This is a genomic window from Stenotrophomonas hibiscicola ATCC 19867, from assembly GCF_000382065.1.
Lineage (GTDB): Bacteria > Pseudomonadota > Gammaproteobacteria > Xanthomonadales > Xanthomonadaceae > Stenotrophomonas > Stenotrophomonas hibiscicola.
In genome coordinates this window covers 362011-382903 of sequence record NZ_KB907499.1, presented here as the reverse complement: position 1 = coordinate 382903, position 20893 = coordinate 362011, and the positions used below count along the sequence as shown (strand labels likewise).

Genomic DNA, 20893 nt, shown 5'->3' with positions numbered 1-20893 from the left:
CCATGCTCGGCTGCTCTGCGCGACACCGCCAACAGCAGCCGAGCGTGGGCTCGGCTCTACAGGATCAACGGATCAATACAGTTCACAGTGCGTGCGGCCTTCATTCCGCAGCGCGTCCCATTGCCCTGCACCCGCGACGGCATCGATGGCCTCGCGCACCGCGCCTTCCAGGTGGCGCTTGCTGCCGCACAGGTACAGATGCCCACCGCGGGCCAGGACGTCGCGCACTTCGCTGGCGCGCTGCTGCAGCACATGCTGCACATAGACCTTTTCGGTGCCATCGCGCGAGAACGCAGTATGCAGGCCGGCCAGCACGCCACGCGTGTGCCAGTCCTGCAGCTGGTCGCGGTACAGGTAGTCGTGCTGGCGATGCTTCTCGCCGAACACCAGGTGCACTTCACGTTCGCAGGCGTTGGCCTGCAGTTCCTGCATCAGGCCCATCAAGGGCGCGATGCCGGTGCCGGTGCCGACCAGCAGCAGCGGTGCCTCGCCGGTATCGGGCAGGTGGAAGCCGGGGTTGGAGCGGCAGTACACACGGGCATGGTCGCCGCCATGCAGCAGGCTGCCGGTGGCAGTGCCGACGCGTTCGCGGCCGCGCAGGGTGTAGCGCACTTCGCGCACGCATAGGCTCAGCTGGTCGTCGCACGGGTGCGAGGCGATGGAATAGGCGCGCGGCAGCCGCGGTGAAAGCAGTTCGCGCAACCGGGCCAGCGGCACGCTGTCCGGCGTGGCGTGGTCCTGCAGCACATCCAGCAGGTCCAGGCCGTGCAGGTAGGCGTCCAGTTCGCGCTTCTGGCTGACCTTCAGCAGGCCCTTCAGCGTTTCGCTGCCACCGAGCCGGGCCAGCTCGCGCAGCACGCTCTTGCTCAGCAGGCGCAGCTCGCGGTCGCGCAGGGCGGCCACGGCCGTGGTGTCGCCGTACCAGCGGGCCAATGCGTGCAGCAGGGTTGGGTCGTTCTCCGGCACCACGTGCAGGGTGTCACCCGCGCGATAGACCATGCCACTGCCAGCAATGTCCAGCTGCAGGTGCCACGCGGCCGGGTCGCTGCTGTTCAAGCGGCGGCGTTCGAGGATGCGCGCGGCAAAGGCGTTGTCTTCACCATAGGCGGTGACCTGCAGGTGCAGGTCTTGGCCAGCGCTGAGGTCGCCACCCAGCACCTGGCTTAGCACCGGCTGCCATTGCTGGAAGAACTGCTCGTAGCCCAGGTCGGCATCCACCCGGTGCAGCAGCGGCTGCGCCTGGCGCTCGCTCAGCGCGGCATCCAGCGCCTTGGTGAAGCCGCAGAAGCTCGGGTAGCCGGTGTCACCGAGCCCAAACACGGCATAGCGCAGGCCGCTCAGCGTCGGGGTCTGGCTCAGGGTTTCGAAGAACCGCTCGCCATTGGCCGGCGGTTCGCCATCGCCGAACGAGCTGGAAATCGCCAGCAGCACGTCGCCTTGGCCGAGACTGGCCACGTCGATGTCGTTGAACGGAAGCACCTGCGGCGCATGCGGCTGCAGGTCCGCGCCCAGACGCTGGGCCAGGGCGCGGGCGTTGCCCGACTCGGACGCGAAACCCACCAGCAGGCGGCTGAAGGGCGTACTGGTCGGGAGAGCGTTCACGCGGCCTCGTAGAAGTCGTCGAACTTTTCCTTGCTGAACTCGACCAGGTCGTAGTTCTGCATCAGGTCGTTCACCACGCGGCGGATGCTGATGTAGGAGGTTATGTTGCCGTCGGCGTCGAACAGCGGCTGCACGGTGGTGTCGACCACGTAGAGCACGCCGCCCTTGCCGAGGTTGGGCACGATCCCGGTCCAGGTCTTGCCGGCCTTGATGGTGTCCCACATGTCCTTGTAGACGGCCTTGGGCACATCCGGATGGCGCACGATGCTGTGCGGCTGGCCGATCAGCTCTTCGCGGGCGAAGCCGGTGAGCGTGCAGAACAGGTCATTGGCGTAGGTGATGTTGCCCTGCAGGTCGGTGGTGGAGATCACCATGACGTTCTGCAGGGCATTCACGAGCTGGTCGTTGTCGGGGGAGTAGTTCATCGCGGGGGTCCTTGTAGAGGCCGGCAGCGCCGGTGTGTTCGGGTCCTGCATAGGAATACGCCCGCGTGGCGGCGGGCGATTTGACATTGGTCAAGCGCGTGGCGCGAAGGCCTGCGACCGGGTGTCGCAGGGAGAATCTCTGTAAAGCCGAGCCCATTTTCGGCTCGAGCGCCAACGGGACTGCCCGCAGCCGAGCGTGGGCTCGGCTCTACAGGAGAGGCACGGGCGGCTGGCGGGCGTACCTCATGCGTACTGAGCTCATGACGCCTTGTCACAAAGAAATCGCCATGGCTTCACGGTTGATTGATCGCATGGAGGGCTATTGTCGTCCTGAGCCTCTCGCTGGCGTCCCCCACGTCCTGCGTCGACTTCCTTCCCAGCATCAGCGCCCGTCCGGGCGCCGCTGGCGTCTGTCTGCCTGAAGCATCCGAGATCATCCCCATGGCCCGCGCCACCCAGTCCGCTTCACCCGTTGCGATCGCTCCGGTCACGCCCGTGCCGATCGGCACCCGCCGCGGCCATTCGCAACCGCTGGAGCTGCCGGAACTGGTGCAGCGGGTGTTGTTCGTTGCCACCGAGATGGCGGACTTCGTCAAGGCCGGTGGCCTGGGCGACGTAGCTGCGGCCCTGCCGCGTGCGGTGCGCGGTGCGTGTGATTCGCGCGTGCTGCTGCCCGGCTACCCGGAGGTACTGCAGCGCCTGCCACAGCTGCAGCGGGTGGGGCACGTCAGCGCGCGGGCCGGCTTGCCAGCGTGCACGATCGGCATGGCGGTGCAGGCCGACGGCCTTCCGATCTACGTCTTGCTGTCGGCGGAGCTGTACGAGCGTGAGGGCTCGCCCTACGTGGACGGGCAGGGACAGGAGTGGAAGGACAACGCGGTTCGATTCGCCACGCTTTCGCATGCGGCTGCGGAGATTGCGGCCGGGCGTGCCGGGCTGGACTGGTCGCCGCAACTGCTGCACCTGAATGATTGGCCGGTGGCCATGGCGGCCGCCTACGTGCGTTGGGACCGGACGGCCGTGCCGACCCTGCTGACGATCCACAACCTGGCTTACCAGGGGCTGTTTCCGTACGCGCTTGCACCCGTGCTGGGCGTGCCGGCCGAACACCTGGATGAACTGCACTTCCACGGGCAGATGTCGTTCCTGCAGGGCGGGATCACCAACGCCACGCGCCTGAACACGGTCAGCCTGCGCTACGCGCAGCAGATCACCGCCCCGGATGACGGCTGCGGGCTGCATGATCTGTTGGCGCGTCGCGCGGCCGGCGGGCACCTGAGTGGAATCGTCAACGGCATCGACGCCAGCTGGGACCCGCGCCGCGATATCCATCTCAAGGCCCACTTCGGCATTGGTGAGTGGACCGGGCGCGCAACCAACGCGCATGCGGTGCGCAAGGCGTTCGGCCTGGCGCCGTCGACCGGCCCGCTGTTCGCGGTGGTCTCGCGGCTGGTGCACCAGAAGGGCCTGGACATTACCTGCGACGTGGCACCCCAGATCGTGGCGGCCGGCGGCCAGCTGGTCATCATCGGCGGTGGCGAGCCGCAGGTGGAAGCCCAGGTGCAGGCGCTGGCCCGCCGCTACCCGGGGCGGGTGGGCGCCTTCATCGGGTTCGAGGAAGCGCTGGCCCGCCAGATGTTTGCCGGCGCCGATTTCCTGCTGATGCCTTCACGCTTCGAACCCTGCGGGCTGAGCCAGATGTACGCGCAGCGCTTCGGCTGCCTGCCCATCGCACACGCGACCGGCGGGCTGGTGGATACGGTGGAGGACGGCGTGACCGGTTTCCTGTTCCATGGTGCCAATGCCGATGGCCTGCGCCGCTGCGTGGAACGGGCGATGCGCACCTTCCGCCTGCCCGGCCTGCTGCAGGCCATGCGCCGCGCCGCCATGCTGCGGCCGGGTGGCTGGGATGCGGCCGGTCGCGCGTATCTGGCCCTGTACCAGCAGACCTGCCAGGTGGCCGCATGAGCCACGACAGCCTGCATCTGGCCGCCCTGGAGGATGAAGCGATCACGGAGACGGGATTGGATCAGCGTATCGCCCCGGCGCTGCAGGACCTCGTCCACGCGCGCCCGGCCGATGCATTTGCCTGGCTGGGCCCGCATCGCCAGCCAGAAGGCGGACGCCAGCTGCGCGTGCTGGTGCCGCACGCGCAGCGCGTCGAGGTGATTGCAGACGATGGGCAACGCTGGGACCTGTCTCCTGGCCCGTTGCCCGGCCTGTTCGAGGGCGCGGCCGGTGACGCGGCGATACCGCTGCTTGCCCTGCATTTCGAACAGGGCGTGGAGCAGGTGCATGATGCCTATGCGTTCGGTCCACTGTTGGACGAAGCACTGCTGCAGCGGTTCCATGCCGGTGATGCCGATGCGGCGCGGCAGCTGGGGGCGGTGCCGATGCAGGTGCAGGGCATCGCGGGCGTGCGCTTCGCGGTGTGGGCACCCAATGCCCAGCGGGTCGCGGTGGTTGGCGATTTCAATGGATGGGATGGCCGACGCCATCCGATGCGGCTGCGTCACACCGCCGGCGTGTGGGAACTGTTCCTGCCGGGCGTGCAGGCCGGTGCCCGCTACAAATTCCGCATCGTCGGCGCCGACGGCCGGGTGATGCCCGACAAGTTCGATCCGATGGCGCGCTGGGCCGAGCTGCCACCGGCCACCGCTTCGCGGGTGCCTTCGGCGGCGCCGACGCAGTGGCACGATGACGCATGGTTGGCGGCCCGACGCCAGGCCGGAACCTGCGCACCGCTGTCCATCTACGAAGTACATGCTGGCTCCTGGCAGCGCAGCGACGAGGGTGCGCCGCTGGACTGGGACGCCCTGGCCGACCGGTTGATTCCGTACGTGGCCGGACTCGGCTTTACCCACATCGAGCTGCTGCCGGTCAGCGAGCATCCCTTTGGCGGTTCCTGGGGCTATCAGCCGCTGGGCATCTACGCGCCGACGGCGCGCCATGGCACGCCGCAGGCCTTCGTGCGCTTCGTGGACCGCTGCCACCAGGCCGGCGTAGGGGTGATCGTGGACTGGGTGAGCGCGCACTTCCCGAACGATGCGCATGGCCTGGCCGGGTTCGATGGCACCGCGCTGTACGAGCATGCCGACCCGCGCGAAGGGGTGCACGCCGACTGGGACACGCTGATCTACAACTACGGCCGCAACGAAGTGGCTGCCTACCTGATCGGCAGTGCCTTGGAGTGGGTGGAGCGGTTCCATATCGACGGTCTGCGCGTGGATGCTGTGGCGTCGATGCTGTACCGGGATTACAGCCGTGCCGAGGGGGAGTGGATACCCAACGAGCAGGGCGGGCGCGAGAACCTGCAGGCGGTCGCGTTCCTGCGGCGGATGAACCAGGCGCTGCGTGAGCGTTTCCCGGATGTGCTGGTGATCGCCGAGGAATCCACCGCGTGGCCGGGGGTGACCGCGCCGGTGGAGGAGGGCGGGCTTGGCTTCACCCACAAATGGAACATGGGCTGGATGCACGACACCCTGCAGTACCTGGGGCGCGATCCGGTCCATCGCCAGCATCACCACAGCGAGATCAGCTTCGGCCTGGTCTACGCCTTCTCCGAACGGTTCGTGTTGCCGCTGTCGCATGACGAGGTGGTGCATGGCAAGGGAGCGCTGCTGGCCAAGATGACGGGCGAGCCGGCGCAGCGGCTGGCCCAGCTCCGCGCGTACTACGGTTTCATGTGGGCGCACCCGGGCAGCAAACTGCTGTTCATGGGCGGCGAGTTCGGCCAGGGCCACGAGTGGTCGCACGATGCGGTACTGGACTGGGCACAGGCGGCCAGCAGTGAGGGCCAGGGCCTGTCGCGCCTGGTGCGAGACCTCAACAGCGTGCTCCGCGCCGAACCCGCGTTGCATCGCGACGAGCGCGACGAACGCGGTTTCGATTGGAGCGTGGCCGACGACAGCCGCAACAGCGTTTACGCGTTCATCCGCCGGGATCCGGCCGGTAGCGGCCGCACCCTGCTGGTGGTGAGCAACTTCACTCCGGTACGTCGCGACGGCTACCGGGTCGGCGTGCCGCACCCGGGGCGTTGGAGCGAACGGCTCAACACCGACAGCGCGTATTACGGTGGCGGCAATGCGGGAAACCTCGGTGCAGTGCATACCGAGCCGAGGCCGATGCACGGCCACGCGCAGTCGCTGCGGCTCACGCTGCCGCCGCTTTCCACGCTGTACCTGCAGGTTGATGCATGACCACAATGGCCCCGCGCCTGGGCGCTTGGCCGGTGGCCGGTGACGGGGTGGAGTTCCGCGTGTGGGCACCGGACGCAAGGACGATGGCGCTGTGCCTGCGCGGCACGCAACAGCCGATGCAATGTGACCCGGACGGCTGCCACTGGCTGCGGACACCGGCATCGCATGGCGACCGCTACCGTTTTCGCCTTCCTTCCGGTCAGGACGTGCCCGACCCGGCCTCGCGCTGGCAGCCGGACGGCATCGACGGAGACAGCGCGGTGGTGCTGGACACGGCCATGACGCAACCCGCTTGGCGCGGGCATGCCTGGCAGGATCTGGTGATCTATGAAGCACACATCGAGGCCGGCGGCGGCTTCGCGGCGTTGACCGCGCAGCTGCCGATGCTGGCCGCGCTGGGCATCACCGCCATTGAACTGATGCCGGTCGCGCAGTTTCCCGGCCAGCGCAACTGGGGCTACGACGGCGTGTTCCCGTATGCGCCGGCCCATGCCTATGGCGGGCCGGCAGCGCTGAGGGCCTTCATCGAAGCGGCGCACGATGCAGGGCTGTCGGTGCTGCTGGATGTGGTCTACAACCACTTCGGACCACAGGGCAACCACTTGCGCGACTACGCGCGCGGGTTCTTCCGTGACGACCGCAGCACGCCGTGGGGCGAGGCCATCGACTTCCGCCAGCCCTGGGTGCGGCGCTTTTTCATCGACAACGCGCTGATGTGGTTGCGCGACTACGGCTTCGATGGCCTGCGCCTGGACGCGGTGCACGCCATTGACGATAACCGTTTCCTCCAGCAGCTGGCCGATGAGGTACGTGCGGTGGCCCCGCACGCGCACCTGGTGCTGGAGAACGAGCGCAACCAGGCGCGGTGGCTGCGCGGCGCCTACCAGGGGCAGTGGAACGATGACTTCCACAATGCGCTGCACGTGATGCTGACCGGCGAGCAGGAGGGCTATTACGCGGCCTATGCCGGTCGCGCCGAAGCACTGCTGGCGCGCTGCCTGGCCGAAGGATTCGCCTGGCAGGGTGAACCGGACCTGCGCGGCGATCCCCGCGGCGAACCCAGCGCCGACCTGTCGCCCGCGCGTTTTGTGGTATTCGCGCAGAACCACGATCAGGTAGGCAACCGCGCTCTCGGCGAGCGCCTGTCGATGCTGACCGATCCTGCGCGGCTGCGTGCGGCGCTGGCGTTGACCCTGCTGACGCCGATGATCCCGCTGCTGTTCATGGGCGAACCGTGGCAGGCGCAATCGCCGTTCCTGTTCTTCACCGACTACGCGCCGCCGCTGGACGAGGCGGTGCGCGAAGGGCGTCGCCGCGAGTTCGCTGGTTTCAGCGCCTTTGCCGACGCCGCCGCGCGCGCGCGTATTCCCGACCCGAACGACCCGGCCACCCTGCAGGCGTCCTACACGTCGCCGCCCGGCGATGATCACTGGTCGCAGGACTGGCTGCGCTGCACGAGCGGGTTTCTGGCACTGCGCAGGCGCTATCTGCAGCCCGGGTTGCTGCAGGCGCGGTCGTTGGGTGCGCGCGTGCTGGGCGAAGGCGCGGTGCAGGCGGGCTGGCAGCTGCCGTCGGGCCAGTGGTGGATCGCGGTCAATGTCGGCCCGTCGCCGGTGGTGCATGCGATGCCGGCCGGGGAGCACGTTGTAGGGCCGGACGCTGCCACGTTGCTGCCCGCAGGCGGCGGCGTGCTTGCCTGTTGGGTTGCCGCATGAGTACCGATGCGGCGGTTCTGGAGGCGGCACGGCGCGCGGGCCTGCTGGTTCGCTGGACCGACGTGGCCGGTGTCGAGCGCGAGGTCGCACCGGACGTGCTGCGCGCGGTGCTGGAGGGGCTGCAGGGCGATGCAGCGCCCGAGCACGGTGGCCTGCGCACGGCCTGCTGTGGACAGCTGCTGGCGATGCCGGACGCAGCCGGCGCAGCGTGCTGGGTGGATGAGCATGGCGCAGTGCTGCCGGCACGCGCCGATGCGCAAGGGCGCTGGCGCGTGCCGGACCAGCCGGGTTACTGGCAGTGGCGCCGGGGCGACCGGCAACAGGCGGTTGCGGTGGCGCCACAACGTGCCTGGTGGCCGCAGGGCACGCTGCGCGGCTGGGGCCTGTCGGCGCAGGTCTACAGCCTTCGCGCCTCTTGCGACGCTGGCATCGGTGACAGCGCCGGCTGTGCACGATGGAGCGAACTGCTGCACCGTCACGGCGGCGATGCAGTGGCGTTGAGCCCGCTGCATGCCGGCTTGCCACCTGGGCCAGGCTACAGCCCCTATTCGCCCAGCGACCGGCACTGGCTCGATCCACTGCAGGTGTCCCTGCCGCAGGTACTGCCGGAGGCAGCCGACGCCGTGCTGGCTGAAGACCAAGCACTGGCGACGGCAGTTGCAGCCGCCACCGCAGCGCGCCGCATCGACTGGCCGCACTCGGCGGCGTTGAAGTGGCGCTGGCTGCGCCAGGTGCACCAGTGGCTGCGGCAGCAGGCGCCGGCACAGTGCGAACAGATGCAGACGTGGCGCGATGCGCAAGGCGAACCCCTGCTGCGCTATTGCCAGCGCGCCGCCGACCGGTTCACTGGAAGCGCCGACGACCATGCGTTTGCGCAATGGTTGGCGCGGCAGGGCTGGGCGCAGGTGCAGGCGGGATTGCGCAACGACGGCGCGTCGATCGGGCTGATCGCGGATCTGGCGGTGGGTTGCGCACCGCAGGGCGTCGAGGCGCGGACCGGCGGCGACCAACTGCTGCAGGGCCTTGAACTGGGCGCGCCGCCGGATGCGTTCAATCCGCTGGGCCAGGCCTGGGGTATCACCAGCTGGTCACCCTTCGCCCTGCAGCGCGAGGGCTTTGAGCCGTTCATCCGCGTGCTGCGCGCTGTGATGGCCGGCCGTGGCGGGCTGCGCATCGACCATATCCTTGGCCTGCAGCGCCTGTGGGTGCTTCCCCGCGGGGCGGGCGCCGGGCAGGGCGTTTACCTGCGCTATCCGTTCGATGATCTGATCAACCTGCTGGTGCTGGAATCGTGGCGGCATCGCTGCGTGCTGATTGGTGAAGACCTGGGCGTGGTGCCGCCGGGCGTTCGCCAGCGGCTGGCAGCCCGCGGCGTCCTGGGCATCGAGGTGCTGCCGTTCGCCCGCAACGGTGAGCGCTTCCTGCCGGCGCCACGGTGGCGCCGCGATGCGGTGGCTATGCCCTCCACCCATGATCTGCCACCGCTGTCCGGCTGGCTGCACGGGCGCGACCTGCGCTGGCGTGCCCGCCTGGGTGAGCTGAGCAGGCTTCCGTCGGCGCTGCACGCGCGCTCCAGAGAGGTCCAGGCGCTGTCCGCAGTCGCCCGGGGCGAGGGGGCCACGCTTGAAGCGCGTGCGCTGTCGCTGGTCGCGCACGCATCGTCACGGCTGGCGCTGCTCCCGCTGGAAGACGCCCTGGGCAGTCGCGCGCAGGTTAACCTGCCGGGCACCGTCGACGGCCATCCCAATTGGCGCCGACGGCTGCCGCTTGCGTGGGACCAGGACGCGGCCGACGCGCGTATTGCCCGGTTCAGCGCCACGCGGAGGAAGGAGCAGCGATGACTCCGTTGCGTGCCACCGTGCGCCTGCAATTGCATGCAGGCTTCGACCTCGGGGCCGCCGCGGCGCAGGTGCCGTATTACGCCGCGCTGGGCGTCAGCCACCTTTACCTGTCGCCTGTCGCCGCCGCGCTGCCCGGGTCTACGCATGGCTACGATGGCATCGACCCGGCCCGCATCAATCCGGAACTGGGCGGCGAAGAAGCCTTCCGGCAACTGGCCACGGCGACGCGGGCGCACGGCATGGGCCTGATCCTGGACATCGTACCCAACCATCTGGCGGCTTCCCCGCACAGCCATTGGTGGAGCGATGTGCTGATGCACGGGCGTCGGAGCCCGCACGCAGACTGGTTTGACATCGACTGGGAGGCGCCGGGCTGCGAGGGCCGGCTGTGGCTGCCTGTGCTGGACCGGCCGTTGCACGACGCGGTGCGCGATGGCGTCGTGCGCGTGGTGGTGGACAAGGCGCGGCCCGTGCTGCGCCACCATGGGCTGGCGTTGCCGTTGTCGCCGCGCAGCCATCCACTGGACCCCGCGCAGTGGCCGGCGTGGGCCGAGCGCTGCAACCGCAGCGTTGAACGGCTGCATACCCTGCTGCAGCGGCAGCACTACCGGCTGGCCTGGTGGCGCACGGCGGGCGATCAGGTGAATTACCGGCGCTTTTTCGATATCAACGAACTGGCCGCGCTGCGGGTGGAGCGCGACGACGTGTTCGAGGCGGTGCATGCGCTGCCGCTGCGGTTGGTACGCGAGGGATGGGTGGACGGCCTGCGCGTCGACCATGTGGATGGCCTGTCGCGTCCGGGCGCCTACCTGCAGCGCCTGCGTGAATCGATCAGGACGGCGTGCGCGGCCGGCGACCGTGATCCGCAGGCGGTGAGCCTGCATGTGGAGAAGATACTGGCCGAGGGCGAGCAGCTGCCCGACGGCTGGGCCTGCGAGGGCACCACCGGCTATGACTTCATGGACCAGACCGGGGCGTGGCTGCACGATCCGGCGGCTGCGCCCGCGCTCTCGCGCACGTGGCAGGCACTGGGCGGTGACCCGCGCAGCTTTGACCGGATTCAGCAGGACGCTCGCGGCATGATCTTGCGCCAAGGCCTTCACGCAGACTTCCAGCGGCTGCTGCGCAGTGCGCAGCAGGTCCTGCAGCCCCGGCTGGCCGAGGCCGATATCGGACTGGCTGCGCTGGCGCGCGCATTGGCTTCATTGCTGCGGCATTACCGCACCTACCGGCCCTATTCGCTGCAGTGGGCGGGTGAACGAAAGGCGCTGGTGGACGCTGCCGGTGCTGCGCGCGAGGCGCTGGACGGTGCCGCACGCGCCGCGCTGGATCTGCTGTTGCAGGCACTTCCCGGCCAGGCGCCGGCTGAAACCGAGCTGCGCGTACGGTTCGGGCAGCTGGCCGCGCCGCTGAATGCCAAGTCGGTGGAAGATACCGGGTTCTATCGCTATTTCAGGCTGCTGTCGCGCAACGAAGTCGGCAGTGATCCACAGCGGCTGGGCATGGAGGGGCGCGAGCTGCTGGAACATGCAGCCGGGCGCCTGCGGCGCCATCCCAGGGCGCTGCTTGCGCTGGCGACCCACGATCACAAGCGCGGGGCCGACAGCCGGGCACGGCTGGCGGTTCTCAGTACCTGCACGGTCGAGTGGCGGGACGCGGTGCGGCGCTGGAGCCGGATGGCGACCCACGCCGGCGCGCCGATGCCGTTGCCGGGTGCCGAGACCTATGCGCTATGGCAGGCGCTCGTCGCCGCGTGGCCGATGCACGGTACCCCCGGCGCCGACTTCGCATCGAGGATGGTGCAATGGCTGACCAAGGCATTGCGCGAGGGTAAACGGGTCAGCAGCTGGTCCGATCCCAACGTGGCCGTGGAGGAGGCCGCCGCGCAGTGGCTGCACGCGCTGCTGGATGGAGCGCCATTGCAGCCGGTGCGGGAGGCGCTGGCGACGTTCGTGGCGCGCATTGCGCCGGCGGGCGCCTGCAACGGCCTGGCACAGCTGTGCCTGCAGCACTGCCTGCCCGGCGTGCCCGACCTCTACCAGGGCGGCGAAGGCTGGGACCTGAGCCTGGTGGACCCGGACAACCGGCGCGCGGTGGACTATCCGGCGCGGCACGCGTGGCTGCGTGATGCGCGCGGGTGGCCCGCGCTGCTGGATGACTGGCGGGACGGTGGGATCAAGGCATTCCTGCTCCGGCAGTTGCTCGATTGCCGCCGCAGGCACCCGCATCTTTTCCTGCACGGCGCGCTGCAGCCGCTGTCGGCGCCTGCGCGCTCGCCGTGGCTGGCGTTCACGCGCAGGCATCAGGCGCAGGTGCTGGTGGTGGTCGTACGGCGAAGTTCGCCCACCACCATGCCGGGGCCCAGCCTGCACATTCCGCGCGACGTCGGCAGCGGCGTGACGCTGCGTGGGCTGCCGGCAGGCCCCATGCGCAATGTCCTGGACGGGCGCATCGAACATTTCAACGCAACCGCGGACGTGGCCGGGCTTCTGGCTGGCAGCCCGTTGGCGATATGGATCAACGAGGAGACAGGTAGGGATGGACAGCAGGGAACGACGGCAGCGGATTGAGGCACTTGCCCACCAGATATGGGAGGCAGAAGGGCGCCCGGACGACCAGCAGCAACGGCACTGGCACATGGCCGAGCGGCTGGTGGAAGCCGAGATTGCCGCCCCGCGCGACGAGGAGGGAGCCGATGGCCGGCCGTAAGTGGACGCAGACCTCGCGCGTGCGCGAAGGCCGGCCCTTCCCGCTGGGGGCGACCTGGGACGGGTTGGGTGTGAACTTCGCACTGTACTCGCGGCATGCCACACGGGTGGAACTCTGCCTGTTCGATGGACGCAACCGCGAAGTGGAACGCATCGCGCTGCCCGAGTACACCAACGAGATCTGGCATGGTTACCTGCCGGACGTGCGGCCCGGCCAGCGCTATGGCTACCGGGTGCATGGTCCCTATGCTCCGGAGGAAGGCCATCGCTTCAATCCCAACAAGCTGCTGCTGGACCCTTACGCCAAGCAGATTGTCGGCGAACTGAAGTGGGCCCCCCACCTGTTCGGCTACACCCTGGGCCACCGCGATGGCGACCTCAGCTTCGACCGTCGCGACAGCGCCGCCTACATGCCGCGCTGCGCCGTGATCGACCCGGCCTTCAGCTGGGGTGTCGAGCGTGCACCTGCCACGCCCTGGGACCGGACCGTGATCTACGAAGCGCATGTGCGCGGGCTGACCATGCAGCATCCCGATGTCCCGCAGGCCGAGCGTGGCACCTTCTCTGCCCTGCGCCATGACGCAGTGGTCGACCACCTCAGCCATCTGGGCGTGACCGCCATCGAACTGCTACCCGTGCACGCATACGTCGATGACCAGCAGCTGCTCGAGCGCGGGCTGCGCAATTACTGGGGGTACAACACCATCGGCTTCTTCGCGCCGCAGCCTCGCTACCTGTCGCTGGGCATCGTGGCCGAGTTCAAGCAGATGGTCGCGCGGCTGCACAATGCCGGCATCGAAGTGATCCTGGACGTGGTCTACAACCACACCGCCGAAGGCAATGAGCTGGGCCCTACGCTGTCCTTCAAGGGCATCGACAACGCCAGCTACTACCGCCTGGCCGATGATCGCCGCTACTACATCAACGATACCGGCACCGGAAATACGTTCGACCTGACCAATGCCGGTGCGCTGCGCATGGTCATGGACTCTCTGCGCTACTGGGTGACCGAGATGCGGGTGGATGGGTTCCGCTTCGACCTGGCAACCATCCTCGGCCGCGAACGGCATGGCTTCGACGCCTCGGGCAGCTTCCTCGATGCGGTACGCCAGGACCCGATCCTGAGCCAGGTGAAGCTGATTGCCGAGCCATGGGACATCGGCCCGGGCGGCTACCAGCTGGGCCAGTTTCCGCCGGGCTGGGCCGAATGGAACGACCGCTTTCGCGACACGGTGCGCGCGCTGTGGCGTGGCGATGGCGGGCAGCTGGCGGAGTTTGCCACGCGCTTCACCGGCTCGGCCGACCTGTTCGAACACCACGGCAGGCGACCGTCGGCCAGCATCAATCTGGTGACCGCGCATGATGGATTCACCCTGCACGATCTGGTCAGCTACAACGATCGCCACAACGAGGCCAACGGCGAGGACAACCGTGACGGCCACTCGCACAACCTTTCCAGCAACCACGGCGTGGAGGGAGACACCGATGATGCGGCGATCCTTTCGTTGCGTGCGCGGCAGATGCGCAACCTGCTGGCCACGCTGCTGCTGGCGCAGGGGACGCCGATGCTGCTGGCAGGCGATGAGTTCGGCCATTCGCAGCAGGGCAACAACAACGCCTACTGCCAGGACAATCCACTGAGCTGGATCGACTGGGAGCGCGCAGCATTGCCGGCTGCACAGGCGCAGGTGGCGTTCGTGCGGCGGGCGCTGTCACTGCGCCGGCGCTACGGCCTGCTGCGCCGGAACCGGTTCCTGCGCGGCGAGTACGATGAGGCGCTGGGCCTGCGCGATATCGACTGGCGGCATCCTGACGGTCGCAGCATGGAGGAAGCGGACTGGCATGACGCAGGGCTGCGTGCGCTGCTGATCGTGCTGGACGGCCGCAGCCCCGACAGCGGCCTGCGCGAGCCCGGACGGCATGTCAGCCTGGCCCTGCTGTTGAACGCCGGGGAGCAGCCGCAGCGGTTCTGCGTGTCAGATGACGCCCTGTCGTTCCGGCGCGTACTCCTGCAGACCGACGAAACGCCGTTGGAGCCGGATGAGGAAGGCGCCTGGACGCTGCCGGCGCGCAGCCTGTGCCTGCTGGCGGCAAGCAGCAGCGCGTGATTGCACTGCTGCGCCACTACGGTGCGCCGGGCGTTGCCCGGCGTACCGGTAGCTACCCCATCAGATAGCGCAACACACCCGCCCAGACCACGCCGATCAGCACGGTCGGGAGCATCGACAGCCGCGTGGCGGCCAGCAGGGTAATGGCCAGCGCGGCCAGGTCGGCGGGTTTGTCGGCAACGAAGTCCGGGGCGATCACCGAGATCAGCACGCAGCCCGGCGCGGCTTCCATCACCGTTACCGCACGTTTGCTCAGGGTGCGGTTGCGCAACGCCAGGAAGCCGACGATGCGGGTCAGGTAGGTGGCAGCGGCCATCAGCACGATGGTCAGTACCGAGGTCCAGTGGATCAGGCCATTGAAGATCATGCTGCGTCCTCCGCCAGCAGCCAAGCTGCGGCCAGGCCGGCCAGTGCGCCGCTGGCCACGTACCACGCGCCCGGGACCAGCAGATAAGTGGCGGCGGCCACGACCAGGCTGACCAGCCACGGCCGCGCCGCCTTCATGCCCTGCCACATGCCGCGCAGCAGCACCAGGAACACGGCGGGGAAGGCCATGTCGAAACCATAGGCGTGGATGTCGCCCAACAGCGGCCCGATGATCGCGCCGAGTGCGGTGCAGGCCACCCAGACCGTGTACAGGCCTGCCGACACGCCCAGGTAGTAGGCCAGGCTGAAGCCAAGCGCGCGCCGGCGCGCATCGGCCACGCCCATCGCCCAGCTTTCGTCGCACATGAAGAACAGGGCCGGCAGCACGCGTCGGCGCGGCAGGTGCTGGAGCAGCGGGGCCAGGCTGGCGCCCATCAGCAGGTGGCGGCTGTTGACCAGGGCGGTGATGGCCACGATCAGCGCGATGTGCGGTGGCGAGGTCCACAGTTCGACGGCGGCGAACTCCGAGCCGCCAGCGAAGTTGAGACCGGTCATCAGCGGTACTTCCAGTGCGCTCAGGCCCTTCTGGGCCGCCTGCGCACCGAGCACCAGGGCAAACGGAATGAAGCCGATCATCACCGGCACGGCGGCGCGCAGGCCGCGCAGGAATTCGGCACGCGGGGCGGTATCGCAGGTGGCGGGCGGGGGGAGGGTGGTACGGGCGTCCATGGAACGGCACAACAAGGTGGGGGTGGCCCATGCTAGCGGTCCAATCACGAAATCGGGTTGCGTTGATGCCACTTGATTCTGGATGATTGATATGTCATGCGGCCAGAAGCGAAACGGGTGAAATTCCATGCAGTACCAGCTCGACAACCTCGATCGGCGCATCCTCGACGCCCTGCAGCGCGACGGTCGCCTGCAGAACCTGGAGCTGGCTCGCCTGGTCGGGCTGTCGCCGTCGGCCTGTCTGCGCCGGGTGCGGTTGCTGGAGGAGGGCGGCTACATCGACCGCTATGTGGCCTTGTTGAACGAGGCCAAGGTGGGCCGTGGCTTCACGGTGTTCGTGCGGGTGTGGCTGCGGGGGCAGGACGAGGACACCACCAATCACTTCATCAACAGCATCAAGTCGTTCCCGGAAGTGCTGGAATGCCATCTGATGGCCGGTGACTGCGATTTCCTGCTGCGGGTGGCGGTGGCGGACCTTGATGCCTACCGGCAGTTCCAGATGCAGCATCTGAACCGGATCGCCGGGGTGCAGAACACCAAGACGGAGATTCCGATGCAGCGGATCAAGCAGACGACCCAGCTGCCGCTTTGAGGGATGGGGTTTGCGGCCGGGTTGCACCCGGCACCCGCGGGTAGTGCCGGCCGCTGGCCGGCAACCTCAACAGCAACAGCAACAGCGGGCCTGCTGAGGGATGGCGGGGTTGGTCCGGTTGCGGGGGACGCTGCAAGTACGTCCATGTAAGCTCGGTCGCCGCATACATGCGGCTCACGCCCCCGCAACCGGACCCACCCCGCCTTCGACAGATTTCCACGATCTGCCGGAGCGGCATGAGCTGCTCTTGGTGGGTGTCGACCTTGGTCGACACGTCTGGGTCGGCACGGGGTCGGATCCCGTTGCTGCGCAACGGGCTCTGACCCCAGGCGTGGATGAGGTGGTCTGTTCGATTTATTGATTCCTGATGGGTGACCGGCTTCAGGTCGGCTGTAGGCGGCGGTCATCGCAATGACATGTGACCCCGGTACGGTTTGAGCCCGCTTGCGGGTCGCGCGCGGGCCGGGGTTCCGGTCTTGGCGCGCGTCCACTGCAGCTGCTGTCGCTGCCGAGGGTCATGTGTTCTACGTCAGGGGGCTGAATGGACACCATGCGGTCAGAACTTGGAAGGTGGCCATCGCGGCATGGCTGCTGCTGTCCTTTGCCGCTGCCGGGCAGGACGGTGTTCATGCCTACGACATCCCTGCGCAGCCACTGGAACAGGCGGTCGAGCGCTTCAGCGTCATCAGTGGGTGGTCCGTGATGTACCCGGGCGATCTGGCCGCGGGCCGCAGCAGCCGTGCGCTGCGCGCCAGCCTGCCGCCGCTGCCCGCCCTGCAGGCGCTGCTGCAGGACTCCGGCGTCGAGGCCGAGGTGATCGGCAAACAGCGTGTGGTGCTGCGCCGGAACACGCCCTTGGCTGCCGAACCCGGTGTCGGCGCGGAACTCGCCGATGCGGAACGTCGACGTCGCTATGGTGGGCTGCAGCAGCGGCTGCGTGCGGTGTTCTGTGACGACCCGGAGATCGCTCCCGGCCGCTATGCCGCGACGCTGCGTTTCCGTGTCGACAGCGAGGGCCAGGTGCATGCGCCCGAGCTGCTGTCAGGCAGTGGCAGCGAGCGCCGCGATGCGCGCCTGCTGCAGGCGCTGCAGCACTTGGTGCTGGCACCCGATGCCGCTGCGCTGCCGCAGCCGGTAACGCTGCAGATCCGACCTTCCGGCACCGACCACGACTGTGGCGGGCGCGCGCCCCTTCCATGACTTCAAGGATTCGAACATGAGCAACGGTACGGCTGGGGCAGTTGACCTGATGGACCACCTTCTGGGTGCCTACGATGAGCTTAAGCGCCGGCTGGTGCGCAAGCTGGGCTCGGAGGAGCTGGCCGGCGACGCGCTGCAGGACACGTGGATGCGCCTGAGCGCGCGGCGTGACCGCCTGGATGCCGTGCAGAACCCTGCGGCCTATCTGCTGCGCATGGCAATGAATACCGTGATCGACCGCCAACGTGCTGACCACCGCCTGCTGAGCCTGGAGGAGGTGGATACGCTGATGGACATGGCCGACCCTGCACCCGGCCCGGCGCAGGCGGCTGAACTGGACTTCGCGCTGGAAGACATGGTCGGCCTGCTGCAGCGCATGCCCGAGCGCCGTCGCCGCATCCTGCTGGCGATCCGTGTCGACGGCCTGCAGCAGCGCGATGTCGCCGATCACCTCGGTGTGTCGCTGCGGCTGGTGCAGCGTGAGCTGAAGGCCGCCCAGGACTATCTGGCCGAGCGCAGCGGAACGGGGCGCCAGGTGCGGTTCTGAACGGCGGCATCCGTCTACACTTTGACGCCGAGCAGAACCCCGCAGCGTGCGGGTCCGGCATGAGCCCCCATGGATCCTGACGATCGCCCGCAACGCCCGCTGGATGCCGTCGAGCGTCAGGCGCACGCGTGGGTGGTGCGGCTGACCTCGGGCGAGGCGACCGCCGCCGACGGGCGCCGGTTCCGCGCGTGGTGCGAGTCCGACCCGCGTCATCGTGAAGCGTTCGGACGTGCGCGCCGGCAGTGGGAGCAGGTGCGGCTGGCCGGCGAGCAGCTGCCCGCCGCCGCGCGTCAACCGGTCGCGCCGACGCCGGCCCAGCGCTGGAGCCGACGCGCCTTCTTGGGCGCCGCGATTGCCGCCCCGGCCAGTCTGGTGGTGGTGGCGGCCATCCGCCCGCCGATGGGCCTGTGGCCCTCGGTGACAGCCATGGCAGCCGATTTCCATACCGGCACCGGTGAGCGACTGCAGATCGCGCCCTCGCCGCAACTGAAGATCGAACTGGATACGCAGAGCAGCCTGCGCCGCCGCGCGCACACGCAGGGCGAAGGCTTCGAGCTGGTGCAGGGCCAGGCCGCGATCGAGACCCAGGCCGGTCTGCGCCTGGCGTTGTTCGCGGGCCCGGGCTGCGTGATTGCCGATGAGGGCGCGGTGCGCCTGGACGTACGCAACACCCAGGGCCAGGTGCGGGTGACCTGCCTGCAGGGCAGTGCCCGCATCGAGCATCCGCAGGGCCGGCTGCGGCTGCAGGCGGGCCAGCAGACCCGGTACGACGAGCGCCTCGGTGGTGTGGTGGCCGAGGCCGTGGCGTCGGAAGTGAGTGCCTGGACGGAGGGCATGCTGGTGTTCCGCCGCGCACCGCTGCGTGAGGTGGTGGAGGAGATCAACCGTTACCGCCGCGGCAAGGTACTGCTGGGCGAATCGGCATTGGCGCGTGCCCCGGTCAGCGGCCGCTTCCGCATCGATGATCCGGATGCGGCGCTGGAGCAGCTGCGACTGACGATGTCGCTGGATCTGCGTCGCTTTCCGGGTGGCATTGCCGTCCTTGGATAGATGAAGACGCTGGCCGTGCGCACCGCGCAGGGCTGTTGCAAGCAAGGAGAAGCCAAGGATGCGCAACGAGACCATCGGCGTGCTAGATCTGCGTCGCAATCTGTCGGCGTTGCTGGAAACCACGCAGCGACGGCCGTTGATGGTGCATCGCTATGGCTCGCCATGGGTGTGCGTGGTGTCCGATGCGCAGTGGCAGCGACAGGCGGTGCTGCTGGACTTCGATCCGCAGTCGCACCCGCTGGCGATGCTGTTGCGCCTGCAGCAGCAGGTGTTGCCACTGGCTGAAACCGGTGCGTTGCCGCCTGCAGCGCTTGCTCGTGCGCTGTTGCTGATGGACATGCATGGCATCGGGGATCTGGCGCAGCTGCATGAGCAGGTGCTGCACCATCGGCTGTGGCACTGGTTCGTGGCCGGTACCCACGGTGTGATGGACAGCTGGCAATTGCCGGCGCTGCGCGTTGCGATGGGGTCATGGTGCGATGACGCGGAGATGACCGATGCGCTGGCCGCGTTCGCCGCGCGCAGCGATGTGGCGATACTGGCGCGCCGTTGCGGGGGCGACGCACCGCGACTGGAGCGCGAAGCCTGCAGGCAGATGACGCTGCGATGACGTTGGCGATGAAGCGCCACGCAGCGCACAGAGCTGCATGTGCGCTGTCGCTTCACCTGCCTTGCTGACGTCTTCTCCAGAGTACGGCGCACCACGCGTCGCGGAGCACGGGCGGCGCCGATGGCAGACAGTCGCAGGATCAGCATGCTGGAGCTGGATCGTCACCTGAGCCAGTCACTGGAGCAGGCGCGGCATACGCCATTGAACGTGCAGCGCTATGGGCACTCCTGGGTCTGGGTGCTGTCCAGTGATGCCTGGGCAGATGCGGCGCGCTGGGCGGCACTGGATGGTAGTGCGCACCCACTGGTGGCGCTGCGAAAAGCCATCGATCTGCAGCTGCGGCCCTGGCCCGAAGCGGCCATGAGCCCGCTGCCGCTTGATGCAGGCGATGCGCGGCTGCTGCAACGCGCGGCCCTGCTGGTGGTCATGCGCGATCTGAATAGTGCCCAGCGCGTGTACGACGACCTGCGCTATCACCAGGCCTATCGGATGTTCATCGGCCTCGATCATGGAACAGCGTGGTCTCCGATGCAGTGCGTGCGGCTGCTGCAGGCCTGCGCGCATCCGTTGCTGCGCGGCTGCATCGACGATGCGCTGGCCAGCGTACCCCGGCATCTGTTCGAGTCTGCATGTGCACCGGCTGCGCGTGGTTCGCCCGCACGGGCACACGCGCAGCGAATTGCCGGCGGATGTTTATCGTACTGACACATGCACCGCTGACCATGGCGCAGCGGTCTCTTCCAGGATGACGAGGGCGGAACAATGGCAAGGCAGGTTCGTGGTCGCAAAGCTCGGCAGAAGGGTTTCAGCCTGATCGAGATCATGGTGGTGGTGGTGATCATCGGCATCCTCGCCGCGCTGATCGTGCCGCGGTTGATGGACCGTCCCGACCAGGCACGCGTGGTGGCGGCGCGCCAGGACATCGCCGCATTGATGCAGGCCTTGAAGCTGTTCAAGCTGGACAACGGTCGCTATCCCAGTGCCGAGCAGGGCCTGCAGGCGCTGGTGAAGCCGCCGCAGGGCAGCGGTGGGTTGCCGGTGACGCCGTACCTGGATCGCCTGCCCAATGACCCGTGGGGCCATCCGTACCAGTACCAGATTCCCGGAACCCATGGCGACGTCGATGTGTTCTCGCTGGGGGCGGACAGCAAGCCCGGTGGCGACGCCGGAAACGCGGATATCGGCTCCTGGCAGCTGTGAG

The 20893-nt window shown here is 68.4% G+C and carries 18 protein-coding genes; 14 read left to right on the top strand and 4 right to left on the bottom strand.

Features of this window, described 5'->3' with window-relative positions; all coding sequences use genetic code 11:
• Positions 1-72: 72 nt before the first annotated feature.
• Positions 73-1602: a diflavin oxidoreductase gene (locus G370_RS0106595; RefSeq protein WP_019659883.1), complete on the bottom strand. Its 1530-nt coding sequence runs from the start codon at positions 1600-1602 to the stop codon at positions 73-75.
• Positions 1599-2027 carry a PAS domain-containing protein gene (locus tag G370_RS0106590; protein ID WP_026347009.1) on the bottom strand — a complete coding sequence of 143 codons (429 nt, stop codon included), beginning with the start codon at positions 2025-2027 and terminating at the stop codon, positions 1599-1601. Before G370_RS0106590 ends, G370_RS0106595 begins: the two co-directional genes overlap by 4 nt.
• 441 nt (positions 2028-2468) lie before the next feature.
• Here G370_RS0106590 and glgA point away from each other — a divergent pair, with 441 nt between their 5' ends.
• Genes glgA through glgX form a run of 7 tightly spaced genes read left to right on the top strand, consistent with a single transcriptional unit; the run spans position 2469 to position 14598 of the window.
• Positions 2469-3995, top strand: coding sequence for a glycogen synthase GlgA (glgA, locus tag G370_RS0106580; RefSeq protein ID WP_019659881.1), 1527 nt, complete (start codon positions 2469-2471; stop codon positions 3993-3995).
• Positions 3992-6226 (top strand): 1,4-alpha-glucan branching enzyme, encoded by a 2235-nt coding sequence (locus tag G370_RS0106575; RefSeq protein WP_019659880.1) that lies wholly within the window; start codon positions 3992-3994, stop codon positions 6224-6226. The genes glgA and G370_RS0106575 overlap by 4 nt, the downstream gene beginning before the upstream one ends.
• Positions 6223-7941 (top strand): malto-oligosyltrehalose trehalohydrolase, encoded by a 1719-nt coding sequence (gene treZ / locus G370_RS0106570; protein ID WP_026347006.1) that lies wholly within the window; start codon positions 6223-6225, stop codon positions 7939-7941. Before G370_RS0106575 ends, treZ begins: the two co-directional genes overlap by 4 nt.
• A complete protein-coding gene (locus G370_RS0106565; RefSeq protein WP_019659878.1) occupies positions 7938-9782 on the top strand; it encodes a 4-alpha-glucanotransferase in 1845 nt (614 codons plus the stop codon). The genes treZ and G370_RS0106565 overlap by 4 nt, the downstream gene beginning before the upstream one ends.
• On the top strand, positions 9779-12352 hold the full coding sequence (treY, locus tag G370_RS0106560; RefSeq protein ID WP_019659877.1) for a malto-oligosyltrehalose synthase: 2574 nt from the start codon (positions 9779-9781) through the stop codon (positions 12350-12352). Before G370_RS0106565 ends, treY begins: the two co-directional genes overlap by 4 nt.
• Positions 12321-12491, top strand: coding sequence for a DUF2934 domain-containing protein (locus G370_RS1000000121265; protein ID WP_019659876.1), 171 nt, complete (start codon positions 12321-12323; stop codon positions 12489-12491). The genes treY and G370_RS1000000121265 overlap by 32 nt, the downstream gene beginning before the upstream one ends.
• Complete coding sequence (glgX, locus tag G370_RS0106550; protein WP_019659875.1) at positions 12478-14598, top strand: glycogen debranching protein GlgX; 2121 nt, start codon at positions 12478-12480, stop codon at positions 14596-14598. The genes G370_RS1000000121265 and glgX overlap by 14 nt, the downstream gene beginning before the upstream one ends.
• 52 nt (positions 14599-14650) lie before the next feature.
• On the opposite strand, the gene G370_RS0106545 is transcribed toward glgX, so the two are convergent.
• Both G370_RS0106545 and G370_RS0106540 read right to left on the bottom strand, forming a co-directional pair.
• Complete coding sequence (locus G370_RS0106545) at positions 14651-14965, bottom strand: AzlD family protein (RefSeq protein WP_019659874.1); 315 nt, start codon at positions 14963-14965, stop codon at positions 14651-14653.
• Positions 14962-15693 (bottom strand): AzlC family ABC transporter permease, encoded by a 732-nt coding sequence (locus tag G370_RS0106540; protein ID WP_019659873.1) that lies wholly within the window; start codon positions 15691-15693, stop codon positions 14962-14964. Before G370_RS0106540 ends, G370_RS0106545 begins: the two co-directional genes overlap by 4 nt.
• A gap of 127 nt (positions 15694-15820) precedes the next feature.
• Here G370_RS0106540 and G370_RS0106535 point away from each other — a divergent pair, with 127 nt between their 5' ends.
• From G370_RS0106535 to gspG, 7 genes are all read left to right on the top strand, one after another.
• Positions 15821-16285 carry an Lrp/AsnC family transcriptional regulator gene (locus G370_RS0106535; protein WP_005413654.1) on the top strand — a complete coding sequence of 155 codons (465 nt, stop codon included), beginning with the start codon at positions 15821-15823 and terminating at the stop codon, positions 16283-16285.
• Between the two features lie 519 nt (positions 16286-16804).
• Positions 16805-17485: an STN domain-containing protein gene (locus G370_RS0106530; RefSeq protein WP_019659872.1), complete on the top strand. Its 681-nt coding sequence runs from the start codon at positions 16805-16807 to the stop codon at positions 17483-17485.
• A gap of 16 nt (positions 17486-17501) precedes the next feature.
• On the top strand, positions 17502-18032 hold the full coding sequence (locus G370_RS0106525; protein ID WP_026347004.1) for an RNA polymerase sigma factor: 531 nt from the start codon (positions 17502-17504) through the stop codon (positions 18030-18032).
• Positions 18033-18101: 69 nt separating this feature from the next.
• Complete coding sequence (locus G370_RS0106520) at positions 18102-19082, top strand: FecR family protein (protein ID WP_019659870.1); 981 nt, start codon at positions 18102-18104, stop codon at positions 19080-19082.
• Between the two features lie 58 nt (positions 19083-19140).
• Positions 19141-19692 (top strand): hypothetical protein, encoded by a 552-nt coding sequence (locus G370_RS0106515; RefSeq protein WP_019659869.1) that lies wholly within the window; start codon positions 19141-19143, stop codon positions 19690-19692.
• Between the two features lie 120 nt (positions 19693-19812).
• Positions 19813-20397: a hypothetical protein gene (locus G370_RS0106510; protein WP_019659868.1), complete on the top strand. Its 585-nt coding sequence runs from the start codon at positions 19813-19815 to the stop codon at positions 20395-20397.
• A gap of 57 nt (positions 20398-20454) precedes the next feature.
• Positions 20455-20892, top strand: coding sequence for a type II secretion system major pseudopilin GspG (gspG, locus tag G370_RS0106505; protein WP_019337773.1), 438 nt, complete (start codon positions 20455-20457; stop codon positions 20890-20892).
• Position 20893 lies beyond the last annotated feature (1 nt).